This window comes from Stutzerimonas sp. KH-1, from assembly GCF_054483855.1.
In genome coordinates this window covers 1,497,741-1,524,418 of record NZ_CM137011.1, presented here as the reverse complement: position 1 = coordinate 1,524,418, position 26,678 = coordinate 1,497,741, and the positions used below count along the sequence as shown (strand labels likewise).

The 26,678-nt window shown below is 58.3% G+C and carries 25 protein-coding genes; 10 read left to right on the top strand and 15 right to left on the bottom strand.

Going from position 1 to position 26,678, the window contains the following annotated elements:
• Positions 1–11: 11 nt before the first annotated feature.
• Together ACX1DW_RS07355 and ACX1DW_RS07350 are read right to left on the bottom strand one after the other, a co-directional pair.
• A complete protein-coding gene (locus ACX1DW_RS07355) occupies positions 12–1,826 on the bottom strand; it encodes a copper resistance system multicopper oxidase (RefSeq protein ID WP_129482721.1) in 1,815 nt (604 codons plus the stop codon).
• A gap of 189 nt (positions 1,827–2,015) precedes the next feature.
• Positions 2,016–2,222: a co-regulatory protein PtrA N-terminal domain-containing protein gene (locus tag ACX1DW_RS07350; protein ID WP_230484987.1), complete on the bottom strand. Its 207-nt coding sequence runs from the start codon at positions 2,220–2,222 to the stop codon at positions 2,016–2,018.
• 283 nt (positions 2,223–2,505) lie between these two features.
• Between ACX1DW_RS07350 and bufA2 the strand changes: the two genes are divergently transcribed.
• From bufA2 to ACX1DW_RS07320, 6 genes are all read left to right on the top strand, one after another.
• The gene (bufA2, locus tag ACX1DW_RS07345; protein WP_230484988.1) at positions 2,506–2,766 is read left to right on the top strand and encodes a BufA2 family periplasmic bufferin-type metallophore; all 261 of its coding nucleotides are present in this window, start codon (positions 2,506–2,508) and stop codon (positions 2,764–2,766) included.
• 44 nt (positions 2,767–2,810) lie between these two features.
• Positions 2,811–3,647: an MNIO family bufferin maturase gene (bufB, locus tag ACX1DW_RS07340; RefSeq protein WP_230484989.1), complete on the top strand. Its 837-nt coding sequence runs from the start codon at positions 2,811–2,813 to the stop codon at positions 3,645–3,647.
• The gene (locus ACX1DW_RS07335) at positions 3,644–4,432 is read left to right on the top strand and encodes an HvfC/BufC N-terminal domain-containing protein (RefSeq protein WP_230484990.1); all 789 of its coding nucleotides are present in this window, start codon (positions 3,644–3,646) and stop codon (positions 4,430–4,432) included. Before bufB ends, ACX1DW_RS07335 begins: the two co-directional genes overlap by 4 nt.
• 397 nt (positions 4,433–4,829) lie before the next feature.
• Positions 4,830–5,774 carry a chromate resistance protein ChrB domain-containing protein gene (locus ACX1DW_RS07330; protein WP_122959202.1) on the top strand — a complete coding sequence of 315 codons (945 nt, stop codon included), beginning with the start codon at positions 4,830–4,832 and terminating at the stop codon, positions 5,772–5,774.
• Positions 5,767–7,128, top strand: a complete 1,362-nt coding sequence (gene chrA, locus ACX1DW_RS07325) for a chromate efflux transporter (RefSeq protein ID WP_419583483.1) — start codon at positions 5,767–5,769, stop codon at positions 7,126–7,128. The genes ACX1DW_RS07330 and chrA overlap by 8 nt, the downstream gene beginning before the upstream one ends.
• A gap of 9 nt (positions 7,129–7,137) precedes the next feature.
• Positions 7,138–7,461, top strand: a complete 324-nt coding sequence (locus ACX1DW_RS07320) for a rhodanese-like domain-containing protein (RefSeq protein ID WP_003246776.1) — start codon at positions 7,138–7,140, stop codon at positions 7,459–7,461.
• Between the two features lie 47 nt (positions 7,462–7,508).
• Here ACX1DW_RS07320 and ACX1DW_RS07315 read toward each other — a convergent pair whose 3' ends face one another.
• The 5 genes from ACX1DW_RS07315 to ACX1DW_RS07295 form a co-directional block, all read right to left on the bottom strand.
• A complete protein-coding gene (locus ACX1DW_RS07315; protein ID WP_230484991.1) occupies positions 7,509–7,643 on the bottom strand; it encodes a YHYH domain-containing protein in 135 nt (44 codons plus the stop codon).
• A 99-nt stretch (positions 7,644–7,742) separates the two neighbouring features.
• Positions 7,743–8,444, bottom strand: a complete 702-nt coding sequence (locus ACX1DW_RS07310) for a TraX family protein (RefSeq protein ID WP_033985554.1) — start codon at positions 8,442–8,444, stop codon at positions 7,743–7,745.
• Positions 8,444–8,884: a YqaA family protein gene (locus tag ACX1DW_RS07305; RefSeq protein ID WP_230484992.1), complete on the bottom strand. Its 441-nt coding sequence runs from the start codon at positions 8,882–8,884 to the stop codon at positions 8,444–8,446. Before ACX1DW_RS07305 ends, ACX1DW_RS07310 begins: the two co-directional genes overlap by 1 nt.
• The gene (locus ACX1DW_RS07300; RefSeq protein ID WP_230484993.1) at positions 8,885–10,006 is read right to left on the bottom strand and encodes a nickel/cobalt efflux protein RcnA; all 1,122 of its coding nucleotides are present in this window, start codon (positions 10,004–10,006) and stop codon (positions 8,885–8,887) included.
• A gap of 8 nt (positions 10,007–10,014) precedes the next feature.
• Positions 10,015–10,308 carry a metal-sensing transcriptional repressor gene (locus ACX1DW_RS07295; protein WP_003246772.1) on the bottom strand — a complete coding sequence of 98 codons (294 nt, stop codon included), beginning with the start codon at positions 10,306–10,308 and terminating at the stop codon, positions 10,015–10,017.
• Between the two features lie 495 nt (positions 10,309–10,803).
• On the opposite strand from ACX1DW_RS07295, the gene ACX1DW_RS07290 reads away from it, so the two are divergent.
• Both ACX1DW_RS07290 and ACX1DW_RS07285 read left to right on the top strand, forming a co-directional pair.
• Positions 10,804–11,541, top strand: coding sequence for a HupE/UreJ family protein (locus tag ACX1DW_RS07290; RefSeq protein WP_033985547.1), 738 nt, complete (start codon positions 10,804–10,806; stop codon positions 11,539–11,541).
• Between the two features lie 12 nt (positions 11,542–11,553).
• On the top strand, positions 11,554–12,231 hold the full coding sequence (locus ACX1DW_RS07285) for a transmembrane anchor protein (protein ID WP_230484994.1): 678 nt from the start codon (positions 11,554–11,556) through the stop codon (positions 12,229–12,231).
• Positions 12,232–12,496: 265 nt separating this feature from the next.
• Here the strand turns inward: ACX1DW_RS07285 and ACX1DW_RS07280 are convergent, their stop codons facing one another.
• The 5 genes from ACX1DW_RS07280 to ACX1DW_RS07260 all read right to left on the bottom strand — a co-directional run bounded on the left by ACX1DW_RS07280 (position 12,497) and on the right by ACX1DW_RS07260 (position 22,241).
• Entirely contained in the window at positions 12,497–14,716 is a 2,220-nt protein-coding gene (locus tag ACX1DW_RS07280; protein WP_230484995.1) for a DEAD/DEAH box helicase, read from the bottom strand.
• Positions 14,691–15,986: an ATP-binding protein gene (locus tag ACX1DW_RS07275; RefSeq protein ID WP_230484996.1), complete on the bottom strand. Its 1,296-nt coding sequence runs from the start codon at positions 15,984–15,986 to the stop codon at positions 14,691–14,693. Before ACX1DW_RS07275 ends, ACX1DW_RS07280 begins: the two co-directional genes overlap by 26 nt.
• Positions 15,983–18,469 carry a tellurite resistance TerB family protein gene (locus ACX1DW_RS07270; protein WP_230485242.1) on the bottom strand — a complete coding sequence of 829 codons (2,487 nt, stop codon included), beginning with the start codon at positions 18,467–18,469 and terminating at the stop codon, positions 15,983–15,985. The genes ACX1DW_RS07275 and ACX1DW_RS07270 overlap by 4 nt, the downstream gene beginning before the upstream one ends.
• Positions 18,470–18,838: 369 nt before the next feature.
• Positions 18,839–21,454, bottom strand: a complete 2,616-nt coding sequence (locus ACX1DW_RS07265) for an AAA family ATPase (protein WP_230484997.1) — start codon at positions 21,452–21,454, stop codon at positions 18,839–18,841.
• Between the two features lie 610 nt (positions 21,455–22,064).
• The gene (locus ACX1DW_RS07260; protein WP_458993393.1) at positions 22,065–22,241 is read right to left on the bottom strand and encodes a hypothetical protein; all 177 of its coding nucleotides are present in this window, start codon (positions 22,239–22,241) and stop codon (positions 22,065–22,067) included.
• Between the two features lie 47 nt (positions 22,242–22,288).
• Between ACX1DW_RS07260 and ACX1DW_RS07255 the strand changes: the two genes are divergently transcribed.
• Both ACX1DW_RS07255 and ACX1DW_RS07250 read left to right on the top strand, forming a co-directional pair.
• Positions 22,289–22,567: a hypothetical protein gene (locus tag ACX1DW_RS07255; protein ID WP_230484998.1), complete on the top strand. Its 279-nt coding sequence runs from the start codon at positions 22,289–22,291 to the stop codon at positions 22,565–22,567.
• Between the two features lie 287 nt (positions 22,568–22,854).
• The gene (locus ACX1DW_RS07250; RefSeq protein WP_004374672.1) at positions 22,855–23,169 is read left to right on the top strand and encodes a hypothetical protein; all 315 of its coding nucleotides are present in this window, start codon (positions 22,855–22,857) and stop codon (positions 23,167–23,169) included.
• A gap of 19 nt (positions 23,170–23,188) precedes the next feature.
• On the opposite strand, the gene ACX1DW_RS07245 is transcribed toward ACX1DW_RS07250, so the two are convergent.
• The 3 genes from ACX1DW_RS07245 to ACX1DW_RS07235 all read right to left on the bottom strand — a co-directional run bounded on the left by ACX1DW_RS07245 (position 23,189) and on the right by ACX1DW_RS07235 (position 26,631).
• Complete coding sequence (locus ACX1DW_RS07245) at positions 23,189–23,389, bottom strand: heavy-metal-associated domain-containing protein (protein ID WP_003246756.1); 201 nt, start codon at positions 23,387–23,389, stop codon at positions 23,189–23,191.
• Positions 23,390–23,486: 97 nt separating this feature from the next.
• The gene (locus ACX1DW_RS07240) at positions 23,487–24,914 is read right to left on the bottom strand and encodes a UvrD-helicase domain-containing protein (protein ID WP_336315966.1); all 1,428 of its coding nucleotides are present in this window, start codon (positions 24,912–24,914) and stop codon (positions 23,487–23,489) included.
• Positions 24,904–26,631: an ATP-dependent nuclease gene (locus ACX1DW_RS07235; protein WP_230485000.1), complete on the bottom strand. Its 1,728-nt coding sequence runs from the start codon at positions 26,629–26,631 to the stop codon at positions 24,904–24,906. Before ACX1DW_RS07235 ends, ACX1DW_RS07240 begins: the two co-directional genes overlap by 11 nt.
• Between the last annotated feature and the right edge of the window lie 47 nt (positions 26,632–26,678).

The following is a 26,678-nucleotide window of genomic DNA, read 5'->3' as shown; positions in this document are numbered from 1 at the left end:
AGAAATCTCCTTTACTCATCCACACGAACTTCACGGAACATGCCCATTTCCATGTGGAGCAGCAGGTGGCAGTGATAGGCCCATCGCCCCAACGCATCGGCAGTCACTCGATAGCTGCGCTTGGAACCTGGCGGCATGTCGATGGTGTGTTTTCGCACCAAGAAATTGCCGTTCGCATCCTCCAGGTCGCTCCACATGCCATGAAGATGGATCGGATGAGTCATCATGGTGTCGTTGACCAGCGTGATGCGGACACGCTCGCCGTACTTGAGGCGCAGAGGCTCGGCGTCAGAGAACTTGATGCCATCGAAGGACCAGGAGAATTTCTCCATGTGCCCGGTAAGGTGCAGCTCGATGGTGCGACTTGGTTCGCGACCATCCGGGTCGAGGAAGGTGCTGCGCAGGTCAGAGTACGTAAGGACGCGTCGGCCGTTGTCTCGCAAACCAATACCTGGGTCGTCCAACTTGTGCGTCGGTGTCATGGTCTGCATATCGACCAGCGGGTTGTTGGTCTCTGAGGCTGGGTGTGCCTGCATCGCACCTGCCATGCCTGCCATGCCTGCCATGCCCGAATGATCCATTCCAGCCATCTGGCTGTGATCCATGCCGGCCATGCCACCCTGCATGCTCCCATGATCCATGCCCGCCATACTGCCGTGGTCCATTCCGGCCATGTTCCCGTGATCCATGCCGCCCATGCTGCCGTGATCCATACCCATGTCGCCCATGGCAATCAGCGGACGCGGGTCGGGGCTGGGTACCGGTGCACTCAACCCCTCCTGTACAGCAAGGGTGCCGCGCGCATAGCCAGTGCGATCCATGGATTGGGCAAACACGGTATAGGCCTGTTCGCTGTCTGGTTCGACGATCACGTCGTAGGTCTCGGCCACGGCGATACGGAACTCGTCGACGCTGACCGGTTTGACGTGCAGACCATCGGCCGCAACCACAGTCATCTTCAGGCCCGGGATGCGCACATCGAAATAGGTCATCGCCGAGGCGTTGATGAAGCGCAGGCGGATCTTTTCGCCCGGTTTGAATATGCCGGTCCAGTTGCCATCAGGTGCCTGGCCATTCATCAGGTAGGTGTAGGTGTAGCCACTGACGTCAGCGAGATCCGTCGGGCTCATCTTCATCTCGGCCCACATCTTGCGATCGGCTACCGCAGCGGACCACCCCATCTCGCTCACGTCATTGATGAAATCACCAACGGTGCGCTTGTGGTAGTTGTAGTAGTCCGACTGCTTTTTGAGCTTGGCCAGTACCCGCGCTGGATTTTCATCGGTCCAGTCGCTCAGCAGCACGACATAATCACGGTCGTAACTGAAGGGCTCGGGTTCCTTGGCGTCGATGACCAGCGCGCCGTATACGCCGACTTGCTCCTGGAGCCCCGAGTGGCTGTGATACCAGTAGGTGCCGTTCTGGTTGACCTTGAACTTGTACTCATACATGCCGTCGGGGGCGATGCCATGGAAGCTCAGGCCCGGAACGCCATCCATGTTCGCCGGCAGGATAATGCCGTGCCAGTGAATGGACGTGTCCTCCTTGAGGCGGTTGCGTACGCGCAACGTCACGGTCTCGCCCTCCCGCCAGCGCAGGATTGGGCCTGGCAGCGAGCCATTGATCGTCATGGCGGTACGCGCTGCGCCGGTGATGTTTACCGGAGTCTCTCCGATAAACAGGTCGAAATCGTTACCGCTCAGCACGTTCGGCTGACCTGGGCTGGTTACTGCCCAGACCGGCGTGCGCCACATGCCCATGCCGCCGAGAATACCGGCGGCGGCGAGGCCTTTGACGAAAGTACGTCTTGTGGTTTTGCTTTGCATGCCGTTATGTCCAATCCGTCAGATGAGCCGGTGATATGCATCCGGTCTCGGGTTCATTGACTGCTCCAGTGTCGGGAGATTTGATCTTCAAGCCTTGCGTGCTGCGCAAGTTCCCCCTGACACCAAGCAGTATGAAACTGCCATATCTCAACCATCCGGGTGATTACATTTCTGTAAGGTTGAGGGGGCTCAGCAGCTGGCGTGTTCCGCCTGTTTGGCTTGGCTGCCGGCGACAGGAGCTTCATCGTTCTGCTGCTTGGCCAACTGATAGGCTTCCAGCGAGACCTGGCGGGCTTGTTCCATGCGTGCAAACGTGCGATCAGCACCGCCTTCGGCCATTGCCAGAGTGGAAGCACTCAGGGCAGCAACTACAAACAGGGTTTTGATCGATTTCATTTCGTGAATCCTCGTAAGTTTAGAAGCCCCCGTAACTAGTGGGGACGAGCCTTAAGCTCGCTCTTACGTTAACCACGAAGCCCTGTCAGCAACCTGATCTGAACATTACAGTTCCGTCAGGTTGCTATTTCTTTCTTGTAGGCCCTCCTGAAGGCTCGGTACTGTCCTCTTGCCCGAGAAGCCTTGCGGATTCCATGGGCCTGCTCGGTAGCAATGCCTGAGCTAACTCGCTCATTCGCACCGACGGATCGCGACCATCAAACAATCAAGAGAGATAGCCACTATGTCGAACAAATCCAACGTAGCTACCGGTGCCACCCTGGCTCTGGTAGCCGCCAGCCTGTTCTCCACCCTGCCCGTCCAGGCTGCCCAGGACACCAAAGCAGCAGAAGTGAAATGCTTCGGGGTCAATGGTTGCAAAGGGCAGAACGACTGCATGACCGCGAAAAACGACTGCAAAGGCCAAGGCGAATGCAAAGGCCAGGGGTTCAAGTTGATGACCCAGGCCAAATGTGACGAAGCCGGTGGCAAAACCAGCGAATAAGGCGGTTCAGGGGAGTGCATGCCACTCCTCTGCTGGAGTCTCAAATGAGTAACCGCAAAACTCTGGGTTTCGGTCTTGGCCTTCGTAACGAGTATTACCGGCAGATCCTGGAGGAACGGCCTGCGGTCGACTGGTTCGAGGTTATTTCCGAGAATTACCTGGTGGAGGGCGGCAAGGCTCTCTACTTCCTCGATGCGATCGGCGAGCACTACCCCCTGGTGATGCACGGGGTATCTCTTTCGATTGGCGGCTCACATGCCTTAGACATCGACTACCTACGACAGCTCAAGCAACTGGCAGACCGGGTGCAGCCTCAGTGGGTGTCTGATCACCTGTGCTGGAGTCGAGGCAACGCCCATCAACTTCACGATCTGCTGCCGCTGCCGTTTACCAAGGAGAGCCTGCTGCATGTCGCGGCCCGGGTGCGCCTGGTGCAGGATGTTTTGGAGCGTCCCATCGTGCTGGAGAACGTTTCCTCCTACGTGCAGTGGACAACATCCAGCATGAGCGAGTCTCAGTTCCTCTCGGAGCTTAGTTACCTGACCGGGTGCGAGCTGCTTCTCGACGTGAACAATGTCTACGTCAGTTCGCGAAACCAGGGTTTCGACCCTTGGCAGTTCATCACGGAGCTGCCGCAGGAGCGGATTCGGCAAATTCACCTGGCCGGGCACAGCGATTACGGGCAATACCTCATCGACACCCATGATCAGCCCATCGCTGATCCGGTTTGGTCTCTCTACAGCAAGACTTTGAGCTACTTGGGCCCGACATCGACCTTGATCGAGCGGGATGACCAGTTTCCGCCGCTGGAAGAGCTGTTGTCCGAATTAGCACATGCCCGTGCTATCGCCAAATCTGTGATATCGGGGGCCACCCCTTGAGCCTGATCGCCGTACAGACTGCATTTGAAACTTACCTGACAGGTGACAGTGCCCTGCCCTCCAACGAGCTTTTGGAGCAGATCCGAGGTAGCACAGCGCTGAGTGCTCTCGAAGGCCTGCAGATCTACCACAATGCTTACCGTTCGCGCCTGCTTGCGGTATTGCGAGAAGACTTCCCTGCCCTGCTTCACTGGATCGGCAACGAATCATTCGAGCAGCTCGCACTGGCCTACTTGGCCGCCTGGCCACCACGACATTTCAGCATTCGCTGGCTGGGCGAGAAGCTGCCCGAGTTCATTAGCAGCTACGTCGAAAAACCCCAACTATCGCCGATGCGCGAACTCGCGGAACTGGAATGGGCCTTTACACTGGCCTTCGACGCTCAGGATGTCGAAGCGCTTTCGCTGGAGACCATGAGTGATTTTTCGGCTGAAGACTGGATTTCACTCAGGGTTTCCCTGACTGCATCTGCCCGGTGGTTGCAGCTGCAGTACAACACGCTGGAGTTGTGGAAAGCCGCCAAGTCCGGCAGCTTGCTGCCTGATATTACCCGCCTGCCAACGAACCTAGCCTGTCTTGTTTGGCGTCATGAACTCGTCTGCCAGTACCGGAGCCTGGAGCCAGCGGAGGCTTCGGCATTGCAGTTTCTCATCGAGGGCGGATCGTTCGCTGAACTCTGCGAGTCGTTGAGCGCCACGCATGGCGAGCAAGCTCCCTTGCAAGCCGCGACCTGGTTGAAGTTGTGGGTCAACGACGGTTTGCTAACGCGCGGCCAGCTATTATGAGTATTCGCATTGGTTCCGACACTAATTCGCATGCCTAACCAACACTGATTCGCACGCAAAACCGACACAACGCGGTTTTTCAAAATCGACAGCCTTTCGCACACGTCGACACCTATTCGCATCCTCCGACAGCCATTCGCACGCCCCGACACCGATTCGCATCCCTCCGGCGGCCATTCGCACGCCCCGACACCGATTCGCATCCCTCCGGCGGCCATTCGCACGCCACCGACACCGATTCGCATCCCTCCGACAGTCATTCGCACCACACCGACAGTTCGCTTTGCCGGTACCTGGAGATAAGCAGTCACTGACGCTGCAGAGCCCATATCGCAGTTCCAAACAGAGCAATCGCAGAGTAATGTAGAGATCGAACATATTTGGTGAGATAACTACATTGATTAATTGGCTATGTCTCGTGATGGCACTGCCTACGGCAAATGCCGCCGAGCGAATGCGCGCTTGGCGCACGTTGAAAAGCGCTGGCGCTGCGGTACTACGCGATGGGGTTTATCTCCTGCCAGATGGCTCGGCTAGTCGTGAGGTACTGGAGTCCGTCGAGCGTGACGTACTGGATAGCGGTGGCTCGGCGTCGCTCCTGCCGGTCACTGATCCCCAGGGTGAGCGCTTCATACCTCTCTTCGATCGCAGCGATGATTACACCAGGTTGCGCTCGGAGGTTGAGCCCCAACTGGCCCAGTTGACTCCTGAGAATGCACTGGCGACTGCTCGCCAGGCCCGCAAGCTGCGCAAGTCGTTCGCTCAGATCCAGTCGATCGACTTCTTTCCGGGCGAACCTTTGCAACAGACAGACGCGCTGCTGCGTGATCTCGAAGTGGCCATCAACCGGGCGCTTTCCAAGGACGAGCCCACCAGCCATGAGCAAGCCATTGAGCAGCTCGATCCGCGGGACTACGAAGGGCGAACCTGGGCGACTCGCCAGCGCCCCTGGGTAGACCGCCTGGCCAGCGCTTGGCTGATCCGCCGCTTCATCGATCCAGGTGCCAGCATCCTCTGGCTTCCCTCTCCTGATGCATGTCCTGCGGAAGCACTTGGGTTCGATTTCGATGGTGCCCGGTTCAGCCACGTCGGCAACAAGGTCACCTTCGAAACCCTGCAGGCTAGCTTCGGGCTGGAGGCTCCAGGACTGCAGCGCGTAGGGGCACTGGTTCATTACCTGGACGTGGGGGGCGCGCAACCCACAGAAGCGACGGGTGTAGAGCGCGTACTGGCTGGACTGCGAGCCAGCATCCAGGACGACGATCAGTTATTGGCCGCAGCCTGCGCCATCTTCGATGGGCTGTTGGCCGCATTCGGCAAGGAAGGACAACGTGATGAGTGAGACGGCCATGCAAGCGACGGAGCAAGACCAGGAAAAGGTAGAAAAAGTCGGCCTACTCGAGGCATTCCTGTTCTGGCTGAAACTGGGATTCATCAGCTTCGGTGGACCTGCCGGGCAGATCTCGATCATGCACCAGGAGCTGGTGGAGCGGCGGCGCTGGATCTCGGAACGCCGTTTCCTGCATGCATTGAACTACTGCATGCTCCTGCCAGGCCCGGAGGCTCAGCAACTGGCCACCTACATCGGCTGGCTCATGCATCGCACCTGGGGTGGGGTGATCGCCGGCGCACTGTTCGTGCTGCCCTCACTGTTCATCCTGATTGCCCTGTCCTGGGTCTACATCGCCTTCGGCGAAGTGCCCGTGGTGGCGGGATTGTTCTACGGTATCAAACCCGCCGTCACCGCCATCGTCGTTCAGGCTGCTCACCGTATCGGTTCACGCGCACTGAAGAACAACTGGTTGTGGGCGATCGCTGCCGCCTCCTTCGTGGCGATCTTCGCGCTCAACCTCCCGTTCCCGCTGATCGTCCTGGGAGCAGCCATGATCGGCTACCTGGGCGGACGCTATGCTCCCGACAAGTTCAGCATCGGTGGCGGGCATGGCGCGTCCAAGCAGTCCTATGGGCCAGCATTGATCGACGACGACACGCCACCACCGGCCCATGCGTGCTTCCGCTGGTCGCGCTTGGCTCTGCTGGCCGCAGTAGGAGTCGTGCTGTGGGCTTTGCCGATGGGGCTGTTGACTGCCCTCTATGGTTGGGACGGCACCCTGACCCAGATGGGCTGGTTCTTCACCAAGGCCGCTCTACTCACCTTCGGCGGTGCCTATGCGGTACTGCCGTATGTCTATCAGGGCGCGGTAGGCCATTACGGTTGGCTGACCCCTACCCAGATGATTGATGGCCTGGCATTGGGCGAAACCACCCCCGGGCCACTGATCATGGTCGTGGCCTTCGTGGGCTTCGTTGGCGCGTATGTGCATCAGGTCTTTGGGCCGGAACAGGCATTCCTTGCCGGCGCTGTGGCAGCCAGCCTCGTAACTTGGTTTACCTTCTTGCCCTCGTTTCTGTTCATCCTCGTCGGCGGGCCGCTGGTGGAGTCTACCCACAACGAATTGAAGTTTACGGCACCACTGACCGGCATCACTGCCGCGGTGGTTGGCGTCATCCTCAACCTAGCGCTGTTCTTCGGTTATCACGTGCTGTGGCCTGAGGGCTTTGCTGGCAGCTTCGATTGGCCCTCCGCGCTGATCACTGTCGGTGCCGCAGTGGCGCTGTTCCGCTTCAAGCGTGGAGTCATCCAGGTGTTGCTGGGCTGCGCGCTGGTGGGCTTGGCTATCCACCTGCTGCGTTAGGGAGGGGTTATGGGGCGCATATCGATTCACGAGTTCGCCGAGTGGCAGGCTGCTGGTCGCAGCTTCGAGCTGCTCGATGTGCGCCGAGCCATCGTGCGCAACGCCGACGGGGCACAGATCGCCAACGCGAAATGGCAGGACCCCGAACTGCTTTTTTCCTGGAAGGATCAGGTGCCACGGGATCGCCCCGTGATTCTTTACTGCGCGCATGGGCATGAAATCAGCCAAGGGTGTGCCGCTACTCTCTGGGCGATGGGACTGGATGCGCGGTATCTCGTCGACGGCTTTGCAGGGTGGCGTGAAGCCAAGCAGCCGGTGTGCGATTTGGTCTAGCCATCTGGTTCTGGCCGCCTCGCGAGAGGCGACCAGCGCTGCCTTAATCAATGGCAGTGGTACGCCCCTGTGGAGTGGTTGGTATGGCAGCCCTTCGAGTCGGTACCGCCGCTATGGGCAATGGCAGCGGCGGAGGACAGGGCAATCACGGTGGCGATCAGGGCGGCATAAAGCTTCTTCATGTTCAAACTCCGTTTCGATTGGCTCTTATATGTGATCTAGGTCACGCTCCGGATTATGGCAAAAGGCCTGCATTGAGCAAGGGAATTTTGATCGATCGGTCAGAGAGCCACACGAAGCAACGCCAGCACCGCTAGATGGCCGGGGTAGAAGTAGTAACCCCAGCGCCCCACTGGCCATATGTGTTGGGTGATTTTCTGCCGCAATAGCCACAGGCCAACCAGCGGAGCCGCAAAGGTCGTGGCCATGGCCCACCAGGTGCCAAAGGGACCAGCTCCGATCCAGCCGTCACGGCTATTGGCCAACACGCTGAAGACTGCAGGTATGAGCCAGGTAATCCAGGGGCGCTGCACTGCCAGCACCATGGTCGCCGGCAGCAGGACGCCAAACGCGCCGTACATCAGCCGATCATGCAGCACTATCGAAACGGTCAGCGTGAATAGCCCCAGCACCAAGCCTGTACGATCGCTGTGATGGACGCTCCAAGCAACTATGAGCCCCAACATCAGTGTCGGCATCACATTCAGCGTATTGCTCATCTCGGACAGCGCCCGATACGGCATCTCGGATATGAGGCTGAAGGCCAGAATCCAACTCAAGTAGCGAAAGTTATTTTCGCTGTACAGATCTCCTGGGTGGGAACGCGACACATTGGCGGCGATGCCAAGGCAGAACAGCGGAAAGGCGAAGCGTCCAACCACGAAAAGCCATGCTGTTGCTTCGGGCCAGAGATAGCGCAGGTGGTCTATGACCATTGTCAGCATGGCGAGCCATTTGACGAGATCCAGGCTGGTCGAGCGCATTACCCCATGATCCCGAGGGTCGCCACGGTGAGCACCAGGTATCGAGCCGCCTTGGCCAGCAGCACGATCAAAAAGAAGCTCCAGAAGGGTTCGCGCATGACACCGGCAATCAGGGTCAGCGGGTCGCCAATGATCGGTACCCAGCTCAGCAGCAGTGACCAACGGCCGTAGCGGTGGTAGGCCCGCTGCGCGCGGGCCAGCTTGTCGTCACTGACCGGGAACCAGCGTCTGTGCCGATAGCGCTCAATGTAGAGACCGAGCAGCCAGTTGAGCGCGGAACCCAGAACGTTTCCTGCCGTAGCCACCACCAACAGCATGACCACCGAGTAGTTGCCACTTATCAGCAGGCCGGTGAGCACTGCCTCGGACTGTGCAGGGATCAAAGTCGCGGCACTGAAGGCCGCGAGGAGTAGGCCCAGGTAGCCTGATAGCTCCCACATTTAGGCGGTCAGACCGATCCAGCCATGAACACCGACGTAGATACCGACCCCAATAATGAGCATGCTCGAGAGGTAGGGCGCGCGACGCGCGACCGCTCCCAGCCATGGCCACCGGTTGGAGGCCTGGCGAGCGCCCACCGCAGCAGCTACGCCGACGGATACCAGCGTCAACGCCAGGCCGACACTAAAGCACAGCACCAGAACAGCCCCGAGTGCGACTTCCTTCACCTGCAGGCATAGCAACAGCACCGTAATCGCGGCAGGACAGGGGATCAGTCCTCCGGTAAGGCCGAACAGGATGATCTGGCCTGTAGTGACGTTGCGGTTATTGAAGCGGTTGCGGATGTCGTTGGCGTGGGCTCGCTCATGGGCATCCTGGTATCCCTCCAGCGACAGCTCCAGGCCCTGCAGATCGGAATGGTCGTGGCCGTGGTCGTGCTCATGGAAATCGAGGTCATAGTCGTGCGAATGGCCCGCGTGGCCAAGGCTCAGACGCGCGGTGAACTGATGAGGCTCTGGAATTTCCGCGACCGATTCCAGGTATTCGCCGCGATGCACAAAGCGGAACAGCTGAGCTGTCCCATCAGGACGCGTCGTCGACAGATTCACGTCTTCTGCTGGCCAAGAGTGACCAGTCAGAGTGCGCAGACGCCAGCGCGGGGGAACCCCTTCCTCGAAGATCGAGAGTTCGATTCGCCCGTGTCCGGTATCGATTCGGCGAAGCTCGCCATGGTGGTGATCATGCGCATGATCACCTTCTTCGAAACGCCACATCTGTTCGCCACGCCAGGTTCGCCACAGCATCCAGAGCGCGATGGTGATGATGATCGCGGCGGACGCGAGCTGGAAATAGGGTTCGGTCGTTTCAGCATTCAGGTTCTGGCCCAGATACATGCCGCCCATGGCCACCAGCCAGACCACCGCGGTGTGCGAAATGGTTGCCGCCAGCCCCAGCAATACCGCCTGCTTCACGGTGCCGCGGATGGCTACGATGAAGGCCGCCATCATGGTCTTCGAGTGGCCTGGCTCCAGGCCATGCAATGCCCCTAGGAGGATGGCGCTGGGGAAGTACAGCCAGGCGTGAGACGCATCCTGCTGCAGCAATTCGGCAAAGCTCGACATGGTGATACCTACAGGTACTTCGTGATCTGCTTGAAGTCTTCAAGGGAGGTGCGCTCGCCAGTAGCGAGGGCGTCCATCGTGTGCTCCAGGCAGTGATCGATGTGATCTTGAATCAGAGTGCGCTTGGCCTGGCATACGGCCTTCTCCACGGCATGCAGCTGCTGCGCGATATCCACGCACTCACGGCCATCTTCGATCATGGTGATGATGCTGCGCAGATGGCCCTCGGCGCGTTTCAGGCGCTTCATGACATCGCTGTGGCTTTGGTGTCGGTGGCCATGGCTGTGTTCGTGATCGCTCATGCCTTGAGTCCTATGCCTCGATGATTTACGCTCGCATCCTATCCCCCTGGGGGGGATACGGTCAAACGACCCTGTTGGTCCTTTGCAAGCTGCAAGACATAGGAAAATGGCTCGCCGTAGTGCCTCGAAGAAACCCGTTATCGCATTGATACTGGCCTTGCTATTGGCCTGGGTAGGGCATTCGCTGGCCGCCATCAAAGCACCGCTGATACCGGGGGATTACTCTGGCGCTGTGTCCCATGGTCATTCCCATGACGTGGACGCGCCGGCATTCCCGAGCCACAAACATGCAGCTGACCATAGCCATGAGATCCCCTATCTCGGGTCGGCGTTGACACTACTGTCACGCCCCGAGCGGGAAACCCCTCCCAGCTCGTTGCGGGCAATTGTCCCTGAAGTGCCGATCTACCTGATCGAACGGCCACCACGCTCTAGGTTCGTGCTCTGAAACCGGCCGCCTCGCGGCCCCAGACCACTACAGCCTAGGAAATCGTTATGAATTCGCTTCCCCTAAGCAGGGCAACGGCGCTGATCGCACGCCTGCGTCGATCACTCTTTCTGCCCTTGCTTACCCTCGCTCTACTGATGGCAGTCATGCCTGAGGCGCTGGCCCACGGAGTTCCCGAAGGAGACAAGGGCTTCATCCAGGAAAGTACCGGCGTGATGTTGGTGCCCTTCATCTACATGGGTGCCAAACACATGATCACCGGCTACGACCATCTGCTGTTCCTGTTCGGCGTGATCTTCTTTCTCTACCGTCTGAAGGACGTAGGGCTGTACGTCACGCTGTTCGCAGTTGGCCATTCGATCACTCTGCTCTTTGGAGTGCTTAGCAACATCAGCATCAGCTCGTATGTGATCGACGCGATCATCGGCTTTTCGGTCGTGTACAAGGCCCTGGATAACCTCGGCGCCTTCCAGCGCTGGTTTGGGTACCAGCCCGATACCCGCGCAGCAACGCTGATCTTCGGCCTGCTTCATGGTTTCGGTCTGGCCACCAAGATCCAGGAGTTCGAGATTTCTCCTGATGGCCTGATCGCCAACCTGATTGCCTTCAACGTAGGTGTCGAGATCGGCCAGCTACTGGCCCTTGGCGGCATTCTCATTCTGATGGGCTACTGGCGACGTACTGCCAGCTTCTGGCGCCATGCCTACACCGCCAACGTTGCCATGATGAGCGCCGGCTTCTTGCTCATGGGCTACCAGATCACCGGCCTGATCGTCTCTCAGTAAGGAATTCTTTTTATGTTCAATACCAAGCTTCCGACCCTCAACGAACTCCCCTCGACAGCACAGCTACTGCGCTCCACGATCATCGCGGCAATCATTGCCTGCGTGCTTCTGGTTACCGTGGTGATGCCTTCGGAGTATGCGATCGATCCCACTGGCGTGGGCCGAGCACTGGGTCTCACACAGATGGGTGAGGTGAAGATCCAGCTGGCTGAAGAGGCCCGCGCCGATGAGGCCGCAGCTCAGACGCCAACTCCGCTGCCAGCTGAAAATATCGCCGCAGCACCTGCAGCCCCTCCCACTACCACGGCCACTCCTGCCGAGGTCATTCCCGCTCCGGAGCAACCGGCTGCGCCTGAGCAGGCTGCCCTGCAGCATGAAATGAGCATCACCTTGAGCCCGAACCAGGGCGCCGAAGTGAAGCTGGAAATGAAGCAAGGTGCCAAGGTGAACTATAGCTGGACTGCCAATGGCGGCGTCGTTAACTACGACACCCACGGCGATCCTTACAACGCGCCGCGCGACTTCTACCACGGCTATGGGAAAGGACGTTCAACCCCGGAAGACTCGGGTGTTTTGGAGGCCGCATTCGATGGCAAGCACGGTTGGTTCTGGCGTAATCGCACTAGCAAACCGGTGACCGTCACCCTGCGCACTCAGGGCGACTACATCAGCATCAAACGCGTGATCTGACGCCTCGTCAGGCAGCCCTACCCGGGGCTGCCACTCACTGTCCGCTGCTGGCCTATTCCGTTGAAAAACTCACTCGGCGACTTTCTTCGCCGGAAGTGCATGGCTGAGGCTGAAATCTGAATCGTTGCGATGGTCGAGCTGCTCTAGATTTCGCGTAGAAGCGCTCGATTTGTACGTTTTTCAGGCCACGAGCAAGCAGCTCTGTCGCACACCGAGTTTTTCAACAGAATCGGCCGAAGCAGACATCACGTGAATAAGTTAAACGTCAAGCCGTCACCTTGGGCTGGCTCACCAGCCCCAACGCCAATGCCTTTGCTCCATCCAAGTCCAACTGCATCGTGGCGTATGACTGCATGAGTAACGCTGACGGAAGCACCCAATCCCATTTCTCTTGTGCCATGTTCTGTACATCCGCCAGAACAGCGGACTCATCAATACCGTCCCACTCGGCGATCTCGCGCAGCTTGCTTTCAAGCGACGTCCGATCTCCCTCAACCTCGATGACCAACCCGCTGTTCTCACTGGCTAGTCCGGTGTGCGTTAACAAGATGGCTAGGGCATCGTTCGTCCAATCGCCTTGCCAGGTGAAAAGGTAAGTCTTACCTCCGCTTTCGGTCATGCTCGAATGTGCCAGTCCAAGGTCCGAAAAAGCGATACGTGCCTGAGCCAGTAGCTCCTGTGCCGTAGTATCGAGATAGGGGTAGACGTCCGTCTCCAACAAGACGGTCTTCATCTCTTGCCGAACCCGATCATGTACACGGGCTCCAAGTCCGTCGAAGGATGGGGGAGCACCACCAGGATCGGATCTCACGACGATGACCTTGGCTTCAGTGTCCAGGCTCGTGACCCGCCAGCGGCGCCCAGCAAAGATGATTCGCTGATCGACGGTCAGTGGCCTGGAGACGGGCAATGCGCCAAGTGGTTTGCCATCGCATACCAGGCGGAACTCTTCATTGCTGACAAATGCACTGTAGAAGTCGTAGTGGTTGATCATGCGTTCCCCCACCACGCCGGGCAGCAGGAGCCCCGATGTTTCCTGGGTTATCAAATCGCGCTCACCGAGGGCACGAAGCAAACTGAGGAAGCTGCCCTGCTCCACTCCAGTGAACGGGCCACTGCGTATCAAGGTGCTCCACAGTTCTGCAGCTGTAGCTCCACCCCGCTGGGCTATCACCGAGAGGCACTGCTGTACCAGTGTCGATAAATGAAGGCCATGAACACGAGGTGGCTCGAACCAGCCCTGCATCAACAACCGAATCATTGCGATGCTTTGCAGTAAACCCTGGCGAAGTCGATCCGACAGTGGCGAGCCATCGTCCAGCTGACGCTCCTTGCAGTAACTTCGGAGAATGGCTGCTTCTCCCGGACGGCGCCCGGATCGACCCAAGCGCTGACGCAAGCTTGCTACCGATGGCGGCGCCCCGATCTGCACCACCGTCTTGATGCTGCCGATATCGACCCCAAGCTCCAACGTGGTAGTACAAACTGCGGTGGCAGACCGGTCACCGGCTTTCAGCGCTTTCTCGGTTTCCTCTCGAATGTCCTTCGCCAAGCTGCCGTGATGCGGCCAGAACTCGTTCGGTACACCATCCTGCTCGCAACGGCGCCGCAGATTGTCAGCGAACCACTCCACCTGAGTTCGACTGTTGGGGAAGATCAGGTTGTTGCTGCCCCGTAATACCTGAAAGAGGTGCTCTGCGATGGCATGGTCCGGCGAAAAAACCTCATCATCTTCAGGCTGTATCGGGAGCGCCTGCTTGGACTCCACGTACCCTCTGATCTGAACCTTAAGTATCTGGCCACTCCCCTTGGACTCAATCACCGACACATGATGAGGGGCATTGGGACGCAAAAAGGCAGCGGCCAGCATCATGTCGCCCAGCGTGGCAGAGAGACCGACCCTGGGCAGGGGGCGATCAAGGATTGTTTCCACTCGATGCATGAGTGACTGCAGCTGCTTGCCTCGCTCACTACCGATAAAGGCGTGGAGCTCGTCCACCACCAGGTACCGTAGGTTGGCAAACAATCCCGCTAGACTGGTCCCCCTGTTGACGAAAAGAGCCTCGAGCGACTCCGGCGTGATCAGCAGAATGCCTTCCGGGGACTTGAGGAAGCGATGTTTGCGGCTCGCTGAGATATCCCCATGCCAAGCAATGACTGGAAGTTCAAGCTCATCGCAAAGTCTCGCCAAACGATCCCACTGATCATTGATAAGAGCCTTCAACGGGCTGATGTATAGCACCGCCCCTGGCGTTTCTGTGTCCTGCAGAAGGTTGGTAAGGATGGGCAGGAACGCGGCTTCGGTTTTCCCTGCAGCTGTAGCCGCCGCGATGATGACATCCTGATCCGCGCCCAAAAGCGCAGGGATAGCGCGCTCCTGGGCATCGCGTAGGGAGGTCCAGCCTTCGGACCATATCCAGCGCTGGATTCGTGGCTCAAGGAGTTCGAACCCAGCCGATTCAGAGCTGGAAGGTGGCAAGCTCATCGTCCGTATCTACCTGGGTATCGGCCTCACCACCTCGATCCGGTGCAATCTCTACGGCCCCCAGTAGGGTGCGCCAATCAGCGTCCGGATTCTGCTCCAGCACCGCTAGCAGGTTGATGAATGCGGTGATGGTCGTCCGCGGGGTCCGGAAGTAGGCCTCGCCCATCCGCTGGTTACAGTGGGCCATAAACAGCGGCAATGCTTCGTCGGGCAGCAAATATCGCTCGCTCATTCCTGCCGCGTATACATGACGCAGTTTCTGCAGCAGCACGTAGAAATCCTCAGGCGTCAGACTGGTGAGGCGTATGACAGGACCGGACAGATCTACCAGCCCGGACTTTGCGAAGTTGTTTTCCGCCAAACGCGACTGCAGAGCCGGATAGCTATAGAGGCCGCGGCGAGTATCCATGAGAAACTCGGGGGTACCACCCAACACAAAACCAAGCCCCTCAGCGGAGCCCTGCAGGGAGTCATTGAGGATACGCAGAATCTGCTCGTAGTTAGCGTTGCGAGCTTGGGTATTGGATAGCTTGTACAGGTTCACCAGCTCATCGAGACATACCATCAACCCGCTAAAGCCGGCCAACCGAACAAATCGCGCAAGCAGCTTGAGCTGATCGTAGACCGACGCATCGTCGACGATGGTTCGAACACCCAGTGCAGTGCGGGCGTCCGTCTTAGTAGTGAACTCGCCACGCAACCAGCGGATAGCATCAGCCTTGAGCTGCTCGTTGCCCTCTTCGAAGCCTTTGCAATAGGCCGCGATTACATCAGCAAAGTCATAGCCGTTGACCATCTCTGTCAGTTGGTCGAGATGCTCACGAATCACAGCCTCACTGTCTTTGCCGGACGCTTTAGCTTCCGTTTTGGCCTGTGCAATGAACTTCTCGACGATTCCTTGTAGAGCGCCGCCATCAGGCTTAGTCCGGGTGGACATATTCTTGGCCAATTCAGCATAAAGCGAGCGAGCCTGGCCGCCAGTAGCATGTAGCCGACGATCAGGGTTCAGATCAGCATGCATGGTAACGAGCTTGCGCTCCATCGCAATAGAGCGAACCAGGTTGAGGAAAAACGTCTTGCCTGCACCATATTCACCGATCACTACGCGGAACGCGGAACCACTTTCCGCGAGGCGCTCCACATCACGAATGAGCGCCTCCAGCTCACCGACACGCCCCACCTGAATCAAGTGCTGGCCTGCACGGGGAACGACGCCGGCGCGCAGGGACTGGATGACCGCATCGCGGTCCTTGGCTCTGATGCTGCTCATAGCGGTAGTTTGTCCATGACTTCAGGGTTGATTTCGAAGGGGTCTTCCCCCTCGGTGACTGGAATATCGAAATGCTCGAAGGCCATGTCATTGATCTGCTCCAATGCTCCGTCGAGCATGAGCTCCATATCGCTTGCAACCGCCTCCAACTCGTCGCGAGCCCACTCGGTACGGGATACGAGTACACGCAGGAAGGCTGAGTGATCGGCGTCCAACCCACAGATGGAGGAAGTATTCTCGACGGTCTCTTCGACAGCGTCCTCATCCGGCTCGGCAGACTTGTCCTCAACGAAAACCTGAGCCAGCAGCGCAGATACCTGCTCCGTTTCACGCTGCAACTGAGCGATGCGCTCTTGGTCCAGAGCAAATCCGCCAATGGGCTTGGACGGAGTTGATCCGGGTATGGAAGGCGCTCTCTGCGATGAGCCAACGGGGCTGCCACTGGCGGCCGCATGAAGGTCGCTGTATAGCGATTGCGGATCCAGCTGCAGGGTCTTGTAGACGCGCTCCAGTAACTTCACCTCTGCGGGGCTAACCTCGCCGTCGACCTGCGCCAAGTGAGCGAGAAAAGCCGCCACAACCCTCTTCGCCGGCTCGGCCAGGGGCTCCAGTTTCTTCTTCAGGCTTTGCAGGGTTGGTGGCTGGTTAAGTTGCAGACGCAGGTGGGCCTTCAGGCGCTTCCGATGAGCACCGCTCAAGTGACTCCAAGAGTCGATATGCTGGGATAGCAGCATAATTTCCTGCGGCGACGTGTCACCATCGGCAGCCGCCACAGCACAGGCGAGATCCAACGTCACAGAGGCGGCGTTATACGCCGGCGAAGATCGCAGATCACCATCTTCAGCCTGGGTCGCAAAGAGCGCCACATTGTCCTCTGCCTTGGGGGTTCGGCTGCCTGCCAGCACATCTGGCTCGATACCGATGTGCAATGACTCCAGCGCCCGCGCGAGCGTCAGGACCTTGTCTCGCGACAGACTACCTGCACTCTGCAGTCGCCCTGCCAGCTCACCGAAGCTCATGACCACCATGCCGTCGCCGATGCGTTGCTTGAGCTCGTCGAGCGCTGTTCGAGCAGTTGGCGGCCACAGGTTCACGGGCAGCTGTAGCAGCCCTTCTAGTGCATCAGGAGTGCCGGGGTTGCGGCCGAGATAACGACTGTAGGGCTCCAACTGCACCGTGCATTCGTCAACCAACTGCTGCAGCTTCTTCCGAGCTGCGCTGGTCGCAGTGACATCAGGAATACCGGATAGGCCATCCAGCTCTTGGGGTGGTAGTCCCGCAGAAGCGGTGTTGTATTGGAGTCTCAAGCGGGTCTTGTTCTGGGGGAGCACCATACCGACGCCATAACGTTCCTCGTATCGCATGCAGAACAACTGGGCGAACGCTTCTTTACAGCGGGTTACAGGTGTTCGCTTCACGATGTTGTGATCAGACAGCACCCAGGCCAACGCCCAGTCAGCCGGCATTGGTTGCTTGTCAGCAGCCGACTGGCCCAGGCCAATACGTAGCTCTATGGGCATTTCATAGCCGTAAGACAACGGTGCCGGCGGCGCCTTTTGATAGCGTCGATCAAGCACTTGGCCTTGACGGAGGAAGTCTACGAAGCGACTGGCGTAGGTATTAAACGAATGATTCTCGTCGTAGATCGAGAGCAGTCTTTCGACCTCGGCAATGATGCTAGGTATCTCTGCGGCGGCAGCCTGATTCGTCTTCGCATCGACGAATGCCCTGCGCTCCAGTCCATAGAAGAACAGGAACACGTAGCCAATGTTGGCATGCGGAGCCTTCCGACCACTGGATAGCCATTGCAGGTATGCGCGCCGAGCCTCAGGGGTGATGTTGTCGTAACTGGGCCAGTAGGAAGTGAGACGCTCAGCAATATCGACGATGCCCCGTGCGACCTTCAGCTTCGGGTTGATCAGTGAGGGTTCCGAAGATCCATAGCGGCTGTTTCGATCTTCACCGACATAGATCAGGCCGCCAGAGATCTTCTCGCCAGCAACCTCAATGGCTTCGCCAGCGGAAAGCCAGCGCACCTTGGCACTAGCCAGGTCGGCAGGCGCACTCGGAATTCGGTGGGAAGGCCGCTCAGCGGCCTCCAGTGTTACGGTAAAGAAACCAGAGCTGTCCCGCTTTGCCGAAACCTGCTGGGACGAGGCCGGGACTTGAGCCGATGCAGACGGCTCACCTAGGGGAAAAACCTCGTCCAAAGAGAACGTCAGCCCCGTGCTCGTGGGGGCATCAGAGGAGCTTGATCGAGCGACCTCTCGACGGAGCGGCTGCTTAGTCGGTGGCGAAGATACGGTTGGTGATTTGTTGAAAGCCTTGATGATCAGCCACCCACCCAAACCAATAATGGCTACTCCCCCCAGGACAACCCACACACCCTTGGGAATGGAAGCAAGCAGCCCGATCACTATGGCGCCCAGAACCATCACTCCAGATACGCCGGACTTGCTGCTGCGCCTACGCTTCCTTGCCATCGCCTCGACTCCCTCTAAAGCCATACTGGCCGTTTGGCAGTATCGGTAATTCGAATGCATCAGCCAATACCTAGGCGATAGATGCTTGTTACCAGCGTCCGCTTCTGGCCGATTCTGTTGAAAAGTCGGTTTCTGAGAGCGCCTCTTCACGGCCACTTAAAAATCACTCGATTTCGGCGTTGCTACGTAAAAGCCAGGACAGCTCCGTCTTCTGACCGAGCCAGACTTCAACGTCGATCACGTTCTTTCACCGGCAAATAACGCGACGGGACTTTTTCAACAGAATCGGCCGGAAGCGGTCTTATGTATGAGGCTTCTACCGACCAGAACAGACATTGCCCTGCACTAATTTGCTGGATAGCTTGAAGCCTAACCCCTTCGTCGGCGGATATCCTGGAATAAGGTGTTGACGTCCTCGATATCTTGCAGGAGTTCGGCTGGTTGCGTTACAGGTCGCTGCTGGCCGGCTGCATGTGAATGCGCGCGCACGTTGCGGCAGCACTTGTCATGTAACCGCTGCACTTCGCGGTAATCAGCCTGCTGCACAATCATCACGCCATCTAACCGCCCGACCGAGATGCTGTCGCGGAACCGCACCACGGTTTCATTGAGGATCGTGTCCTCTATGCCTACTTCGATCGTGACGCGAAGATCGTCGTAAGCATTGCGCATCGCAAGCCGCTCGTTATCTCCAGGCGGGTTATTAAAGTTCGCTGCAATGCGCTGCTGGTCAGCACGGTGGTGTGTAATGCGCTCACGGTGTCTGCGCATGTCATAAGGCAAACCGGCATCGATGTACCCAGGCCCTTCAGCCCGGTAGGTGATCGACCTCACCTCGGGAACCATCTGGGCATCTTGGCAAAAAGTGACCAGCTCTCCGAAGAACACTGCATCGTGAGTAAACACAATGACCTGCCGTAGGGTGGACTCCTGAACAATCCGCCGCGCGACGGCGGTTCGGTGGTTGTGATCAAGGCTAGAAACCGGATCGTCGAACACGATCCCAGACGAAGAGCCAGACTGTTGGAGTTCTGCGAAGAAGTATGCGAGCGCACACATGCGCTGCTCCGCCTCGCTTAGGACCAAATGGGGATCAAGCTGGCACTCCTGGAGTTGGATACCGAGCCGTACCGCTCCCGCATCGCCGCTTGAGCTGACACCGGCACGAATGTGGTACAGATCCAGCCTGTTGAGTTCATCGTTCATCGTACCGGCCAACGTCTCGCTGACATATGTCCTGGCCAGTTGTCCCGCGAGCGTGCTGATAGCCCGAGTGTTACCGATATCCTCCTGGCAGCGTTGAAGCTTTGCCTTCTGAGCGAGGTTTTCAGCCACTCTCGCGATGGCTTCGATATGCTCGGAAAGTATCCGTCGTGCCTCCAGCTCCTTCAGACGCAGCCTCTTAGCCGCTAAGGCCGCAGCATCAAGGTTGGCGCGCAATCGAGCTGCTTCGGCACGGAGGGCATCGGCGATTTGGTGGAGTGAAGCCGTTGGGTTTGCACCACGATACGCTGGGCGATCCTGCCATTCACCGCTGAGAGCGGCAGCTCTGAGCCACTGAAGTCGAGTGGTTAGGTCTTCCTGGAAGAATCGGATCTCGTCCGGCAGCGTTGCTACACGCGCGCCTAAGCTCTCCAACATGTTCGGAGGAGCAGCAAAGGCAACGCTCGCCTGGCCGACACTGCGTACGATCTGCTGCCAAGCATTACGCGCAACCTGGGCGGCTTCTGCCGCCTTGTCCCGAATATAGCGATCAAACCGCTCCAGGCGATCCTTCGCTTCCGGCGTCAGATCCTGCTGGCAAAGCACGCAGACAGATCCTTCACCGGTAACCGGAAAGGTCTGCCCAGGATATGCCGTGCTGGTCGAATACTCGCGAGCGGCGTTGAACAGTGACGCCCAAGGGCCTTGCCCAGTTCCGGCGAGCAACTGCGTGGCATCTTCTGCCTGCAGCAATTCAGAGGCTGCGCGCTCCGCAGCTTCTGCTTCTACCAGATTTCGATACGCCGACTGCCGAGCATCCAGCGCTTCATCAGACACGATGTCGGCTGCCGCGGTGATGTTGTTGGCTAGCTCATCAACCCTCGTTGCAGCGTTGTCGAGGTTTGCTGCCTTGGCAGTGGGGTCTGCCTCGCTAATCTCCTGCGGTAGTCGCGCGAGCTCTGCTTGCTCATCCTGGGAGAGCATGGCTAACGCACGGGCTCGCGTGAGATCGGTAGTTGGACCAATCGGGTGCACTGCCCGGCCGGCCTCGGTATCGGCGGGGATGACATTGAACGGCGTAACGTCTGTAGCGAGACCTGCGATCTCTGCCTGAAGCCGTGGACGCAGGGCCTGATTGAGCCCATTGGCCAGTTGCTGGAGATAGGTCAGAGCGGACGGCTGAAAGGTTGCGGTCTCTCTCGACTGGAGGTAGTGGCGTGCGCAGTCGCCATCGAAGACGGAGATGCCTCTGAGTTCGGACCGCGAAACATGGCCGCGTTGACCACTCCAGATTGTCTGCTCTGGGGCACCGTTCAGCTCGAAGTCGATAGTGGCGCTAGGTGTGAGCTGCTTATAGTCCTCGGCATAGGCATTGGCATAGACGGTTCCCGGGCTCCTGGCTCTGCATGCCTGCTTCAACACTCGCGCATAGCCGGACTTTCCGGTGCCATTGCCCCCGTACACGATGGTGAGACCCCGGGCCTGAAACTCCAGAGCTTGGTCGCTCGGGATTTTCCCCACATTGGTCAGTGTGTGCAGAGACCTGAGAATAACGGCCTGGTCTTGGTTAGCTTCTGCGGGAAAGTGTTCTGCCGCGAATCTGATTGGCTGTGGAGCAGGTGCGAATGCACTGGCAATTCCATGATGCTGCTTGGCGAGGTCAAGAATTTCTCCTAGATCCTCTTCGCTCCAACCGCCCTGAACGCATAAGCGACGCAGGGCATCGTGGCGCCACGGCGGCAGCCTATCCGCCCACGCCAATACTTCCTCGTAAATGGCCATATCCATGCTCCGTGTCCCCAAAGGGGATTAGCACAGGAACTATCACCGCGCCATCAGTTGGCCGCTGCAGGTGATGGACTAGATCTCTGAGGTAAGTGCCCGGAGCGAATGCTCGACAAATAAAAAGCCCGCCATAGCAAGGCGGGCTTTCGGATGTCTCCAAGGGGAGGCTAAACGCCAACAACTTCTCGGAGCGAGCAGGCTGAGAATACACGGCGCTCTGCACCCTCGGCTACTGGACGGAGTGCGGCTGGCTAGAAAGCGATCAATTATCTATGTCGAGATAATTGCAGATAATCTCGCGATTCGTAACCGTCTTGAGGACAGAAAACTTGCCCAAAGGCTTGAGTCAGAGCCCCTGCGGACAGCGGAGTCGAAGCATCATTTCCGCATCAGCCCCTTCACAACACAGCAACGACCTGAGGGGCTGGTCGACGGCTCAGCGCTGAATGCTTCCCCTGAAATGACAAAGGCGGCCTCAACGAGACCGCCTCAAACCAAGTTTCATCACCGGTATTCACACCCGGGAGAGGAAGCTCTTGGGCACGGACCAAGAATAGCACCGGTCAAAGCGTCACTGCGAAGACAATGCCGCCACGCCGAGCCTCCTTCAGGTAGAGCGTAGATCCGCAATCTCAGCGTGGATACCGCTGAGAATCTGATCTGCCTCTCCCTCCGGCGCCTGTTTTAGATAGGCCAGGATGAGTAAGGAGGCTGGGTGAACCGAAAGAACTGCTGCGACTTGCTCGATCTTCTCCAGCGAAGGCTTCCACTTGCCGCGCTCAATCGCACTGATGTAGCTCTGGCTGGGGCCCAGTGCTTATGTTGGGCCCGATGTTCGAAGACCGTGCTATCGCAGAGCAGATCTTTAAAATTTACGTCTCTAGGGTGTTCAGCCTGGTAGTGCTTCCAGGGAAGCGTATTGCACTGGAAAACTACGACTACCTGACAAGGTTTCGCCTACTGAGTCTGCTGGCTGATGAAGTACGCGCTCAGTCCGAACCACAAACAGCTCGTCGATTGCCGACCTTCTATGCACTGCAGGTATTGGATGGTAAACGCCAGCAACGAGCCCGGTTGCTCTTCACTCTGCCAGTGGTAGAGGTGGCTTGAGCCGCTCTAGAAGGGCTTTATAGGTCTTTATAGTCGATTATAGAGCGATTATAGAATCCGCTCTGAGCGCCTAATTGGCGCTGTCCGCTCATTGGGTAGAGCACGGAAGAGGCCAAAGGACCCAAGACCCTAGTGGCGGACTATGCGAAAGCCTGTCGGTTTTGCGTGCGGCTGAATGGCGGCGGCCGATGCGAACGCCTGACGGTTTTCATGCGAATACTCATATTACACGAATGACCCGGAACCTTTAGGCTAGCGCTCTCTCTTTGGCCACTCCGAGCGCTTCTATGACTCACCGCATCATTCATTTCAAACAGCAAGCCTTGCTTGACCCGGAGACCTATCAGGCAATGCTGGCCGACGGCGTTGGTCACTGGGAGCGGCTTGCAGGAGAAGTCGTCGGCATAGAAGACGAAAAAAGCCACGAGTTCGCTGCATTGAAAAGCCTGTTCAAGCGCAAGCGGTACTCCTATGACACGCTGGAAATGCGCGAGCCAGGCGATCACTCAAACTGGCTTCGCGGCCGAGATGGTTCAGAAGGTATGACCAACGAGGTCACCAGTATTCCAGGGCTAAAAGAGCTCTCAGAACTGGAGATTTAGTGGGATAGCAGGTCAGCGCTCAAGCGCTGACCTGGGCCGAATAGCCAAGCTCCTGGATGAGTTCGCGGATCGATTCGGCACTTTCTGTGCTCTCAACGGTGACCTTGCCGGCCGCTCGATCCACTTCTACTCGTGCATCCTGATCCAGAGCTTGAATGGCCTTCGTGATTTTGCTCACGCAACTGCCACAGCCCATCCCCGCAACACTCAGACTAAACATGTCTTTCACCTAATTTCGTCCGCGGCTCAAGTTACCGCACGGACAGCATCGACCTTGACACGATGGCAAGGTCAAGCCCGTAAGCGCTACAAAAGGATCAGCCGTTTACCACGGGCGTAAGGATGGGGGTTGGTGAACACACCACGACATGCCTTGCGCCCCTCGTCAGTGCGACGTATAGATTCTGGGGGGTCATAAGCTCAGGATGCAGGACAACCGAGACATCCGCCTCCAGCCCCTTGAGAAGTAATGTGCTGCCTACAGAGCGTCTTGCGATCGGTCGGGCAAGGTGTCTATTGCGCTCTCGCGCTTGAATGGCTGCACTCAGAAAGTCGGCAGCACCTCCCACCACCGCTTGCATTGCAGACCGGCAGCAGTACAGAACCTCCGGTCGGTATACACGTGCCCCGTGCTGCTCAGCGAGCGTATCGATCACACGGAGCGCTTGCCCCAATGTTGGCGCTGCTATGAAATCGATCGCCGCAGCCTCGGCCGCGGTCGGAGGCGTTCGGGCCCTTCCTGCACGCAGCGACTCCACGCGCGTTCGCAGGTTTGCTGCACCTACCCCCGTCATTACGCTGGAAGCAAACTCCACAAGTTGTGCCAGAGCATTGGCACCCTGCAAGTCAAAGTTCCTGGCGAAGTTGACGAGATCTCTCAGGTCGACGGCTTCTACGGCCATGGCACCGGGTGTCTGGCTCGTGAGCTGATGGCGACCTTGCACGTTGATGGAGTCCCCGATGATGAGGACGCTACCCTGAGCGTTGGGAGCTTCGGTTCTCGCGGCCACCAGTCGCTGCTGAACTTCGGTTCCGGCGTTTAGCTGCACCCAACGCACTTCTGCTGGAGCCGTGCGCAGATCCACCGGCTGACCAGCTTGAAGTTGTTGCCTTATGGCGAGCAGCCACTGCCCGAGGTTCTCAGCTCCAGCCAGCCGCCAGCGCCACGGTATCCTCAACTCTCCCGCTGCGGGAAACAGGGGTTGCACCTCATTCGCCCAATGCACCAGTCGATTGCCACGGAAGCTGAATATGGCTTGCATCGGGTCACCGAGCACGCAGGTCGGAAGCACCTGGGCCAAACCAGACACGATGGCGTGCTGGACGACGTTGCAGTCTTGGTACTCGTCGACAAGCAACCGTGCATAGGTGGCGCGAAGGGGCTGAGCGAGGTGACCGGCCTGCAACAACTGCATGGCGGCCTCCCGAATTGCCGGGTAGTCAGTATTGGGTTGATGCAGCTGTAGGATCTGCGGGTTATGGCCGCTTCGCGCTGGGAACTTAGCGATCAGGCGCATCGAGAATCCGTCAATGGTGGAGACTCGATATGCGGAGTTAGGAACACCGGCTCGTCTCAGGCGCGCCCGTAAGGCCGCAACGCCGGCGTTCGTATGTGTCAAGACGAGGATGGGTTTGCTCTGCGTATGCGCGATGAGCGTCTCGGCAATCAATTGCGTTTTTCCACAACCTGCGGGGGCCGTTATGGAGCCACGCTCGATAGCGAAAAGATCAATCTCAGGGGGCACTTGTAAACGTCCAGAGCTGATTCGTGACTGCCATGAAGCCCGGTTCGGCGTTCTGTAAAGACGGACCGACGATGTCCCTTGCAACCTCCTGATAAGTTGTCAGCGACTTGAACCAGCCGCTGTTGCGGATACGGGATGCGGTTCCCAGCAGCTCTCGTCTCTCAGGTGAGTACCCATCCACGAGTCGCTCGGCGAGGATATCGTTCAGCGTCACGCGGCCTTGGGACTTCGTCTGAATGTGTGCGTTCATCAGCTCTGCACCCACTATTGTTTCGGCTTTCGCCAGAAGTGCATCGAGTGCTTGCTCACTGAGATGGCGGAAGATCTCGTCCTCCAACGTGAGGCCTGGTCGCCATGTAAGAATTTGCCCGCCGGCGGCCAAGAATGCTTCAGCGAGCCCCGCGGTCGAAGGCTTGTCGGCATCTACAAAAACCATCACGCGGTAACCCAAGTTCAGAAGTGCTGTTCCCCGGATAAGACTGTTATCGGGGCTTCCCCCGCCGGCGTCCACATACGCGCCGCCATGGGCCAGGAATGAGGTAGCGCCAAGACTGACCCACCATTGGTCAAGGCCACGCGCGAAGCCAACCTCGCTGGCCCCCTCGCAAACGATGATGGATTTGGCGAGGAATGCTTCGGGGTCCTTCCGAAGGGTACTTTGTACCTCGTTGGCTTCCCCAGCTGGCATAACACTGTGGCGCTGAGGTGCTGACCGAACAACGAATAACTGGCTGCCGGACAGCTCGCGCAGCGCGACCGGCGAGTGCGTCGTCATGAACACTTGCAACGGAGCGGCAGCGTCCTTTGCACCCAGCGAGTCCAGGAATCGCATGAGCCGATGAGGTTCAAGCCCGTATTCCACCTCATCAACCAGGGCAATTGGCGCGGCGCTGGCCGCAGCCCTTTGAAGCCCTGCCACTAGCAAGCGTGACGAGCCCGTGCCGAGGGAGCGCAGCGGAATACCTGTTTCACTGTGCAGCGCGATCGCCCCCTCGCCAATCGACACAGAATGTGCGTCAAGGAGCGCCTGAGGCATAGCCCCGACCGAAACGCCAAGATGCTGTGCTGTGCGTTGCACGACCTCAAGCGTCTGGGTCAGATGTTCGGCTGCTTGATTGCCAAAGTTCGCTCTTGCTTGCCTAGCGGCGCGCGCCAGTTCAGCACCAAGCTCGGCGCGCTCATCGGTAAGTCGATTGAGCACTGAGCCACGACTCCACGACAGGTTCGAGCTCGCAAAGCTGCCGATACGGGCGGGCGCTAGTGCCGCTCGTTCTTTCCAGGGAAGAGTGCGTTCAAGTTGCTGCTGCTCCGCGCGCTCGGAGAAAAGTGTCCAAACAGGCTCCAAATCGGCACCAACTTGCAGACGCAAGGTGATGACGGTCTCCAGCCCCGCTCGCGGTTCGTCTTCGACTTCCCCCGTACCGGGATGGAATCCACGCAAGAACTCGCCGTAGACATCGATATCCATTAGCGATAACGGCAGATCGCCAAGCGCCACGCTGATGGTGATGGGTACATCGACGTTTAATGCGAAGAAGTCCATGTCGCCGAACGTGCCGCCTCGGCGGGCGCCGACGCAAAGGTCAATCGCGTCCAGGATGCTGGACTTCCCACTGTCACCCGGACCAATGAGGCAGTTAATTCCGGGGGCCGGCACCCAGTCGAGCGCCTGGATAGACCGGAAGTTGCTAATTTGCAGTCGGCGAATGCGGGCCACGGAGAATCCTCATGGGGTAACGACTGTCAGTCTCCTACTCGCAGCGG

Bases quoted from the DNA above. Each gene is read 5' to 3' on its own strand.
- ACX1DW_RS07355 (WP_129482721.1), bottom strand. From the start codon at position 1,826: ATGCAAAGCAAAACCACAAGACGTACTTTCGTCAAAGGCCTCGCCGCC.
- ACX1DW_RS07350 (WP_230484987.1), bottom strand. From the start codon at position 2,222: ATGAAATCGATCAAAACCCTGTTTGTAGTTGCTGCCCTGAGTGCTTCC.
- bufA2 (WP_230484988.1), top strand. From the start codon at position 2,506: ATGTCGAACAAATCCAACGTAGCTACCGGTGCCACCCTGGCTCTGGTA.
- bufB (WP_230484989.1), top strand. From the start codon at position 2,811: ATGAGTAACCGCAAAACTCTGGGTTTCGGTCTTGGCCTTCGTAACGAG.
- chrA (WP_419583483.1), top strand. From the start codon at position 5,767: ATGAGTGAGACGGCCATGCAAGCGACGGAGCAAGACCAGGAAAAGGTA.
- ACX1DW_RS07320 (WP_003246776.1), top strand. From the start codon at position 7,138: ATGGGGCGCATATCGATTCACGAGTTCGCCGAGTGGCAGGCTGCTGGT.
- ACX1DW_RS07315 (WP_230484991.1), bottom strand. From the start codon at position 7,643: ATGAAGAAGCTTTATGCCGCCCTGATCGCCACCGTGATTGCCCTGTCC.
- ACX1DW_RS07310 (WP_033985554.1), bottom strand. From the start codon at position 8,444: ATGCGCTCGACCAGCCTGGATCTCGTCAAATGGCTCGCCATGCTGACA.
- ACX1DW_RS07305 (WP_230484992.1), bottom strand. From the start codon at position 8,884: ATGTGGGAGCTATCAGGCTACCTGGGCCTACTCCTCGCGGCCTTCAGT.
- ACX1DW_RS07300 (WP_230484993.1), bottom strand. From the start codon at position 10,006: ATGTCGAGCTTTGCCGAATTGCTGCAGCAGGATGCGTCTCACGCCTGG.
- ACX1DW_RS07295 (WP_003246772.1), bottom strand. From the start codon at position 10,308: ATGAGCGATCACGAACACAGCCATGGCCACCGACACCAAAGCCACAGC.
- ACX1DW_RS07290 (WP_033985547.1), top strand. From the start codon at position 10,804: ATGAATTCGCTTCCCCTAAGCAGGGCAACGGCGCTGATCGCACGCCTG.
- ACX1DW_RS07285 (WP_230484994.1), top strand. From the start codon at position 11,554: ATGTTCAATACCAAGCTTCCGACCCTCAACGAACTCCCCTCGACAGCA.
- ACX1DW_RS07280 (WP_230484995.1), bottom strand. From the start codon at position 14,716: ATGAGCTTGCCACCTTCCAGCTCTGAATCGGCTGGGTTCGAACTCCTT.
- ACX1DW_RS07275 (WP_230484996.1), bottom strand. From the start codon at position 15,986: ATGAGCAGCATCAGAGCCAAGGACCGCGATGCGGTCATCCAGTCCCTG.
- ACX1DW_RS07270 (WP_230485242.1), bottom strand. From the start codon at position 18,469: ATGGCAAGGAAGCGTAGGCGCAGCAGCAAGTCCGGCGTATCTGGAGTG.
- ACX1DW_RS07265 (WP_230484997.1), bottom strand. From the start codon at position 21,454: ATGGCCATTTACGAGGAAGTATTGGCGTGGGCGGATAGGCTGCCGCCG.
- ACX1DW_RS07255 (WP_230484998.1), top strand. From the start codon at position 22,289: ATGTTCGAAGACCGTGCTATCGCAGAGCAGATCTTTAAAATTTACGTC.
- ACX1DW_RS07250 (WP_004374672.1), top strand. From the start codon at position 22,855: ATGACTCACCGCATCATTCATTTCAAACAGCAAGCCTTGCTTGACCCG.
- ACX1DW_RS07245 (WP_003246756.1), bottom strand. From the start codon at position 23,389: ATGTTTAGTCTGAGTGTTGCGGGGATGGGCTGTGGCAGTTGCGTGAGC.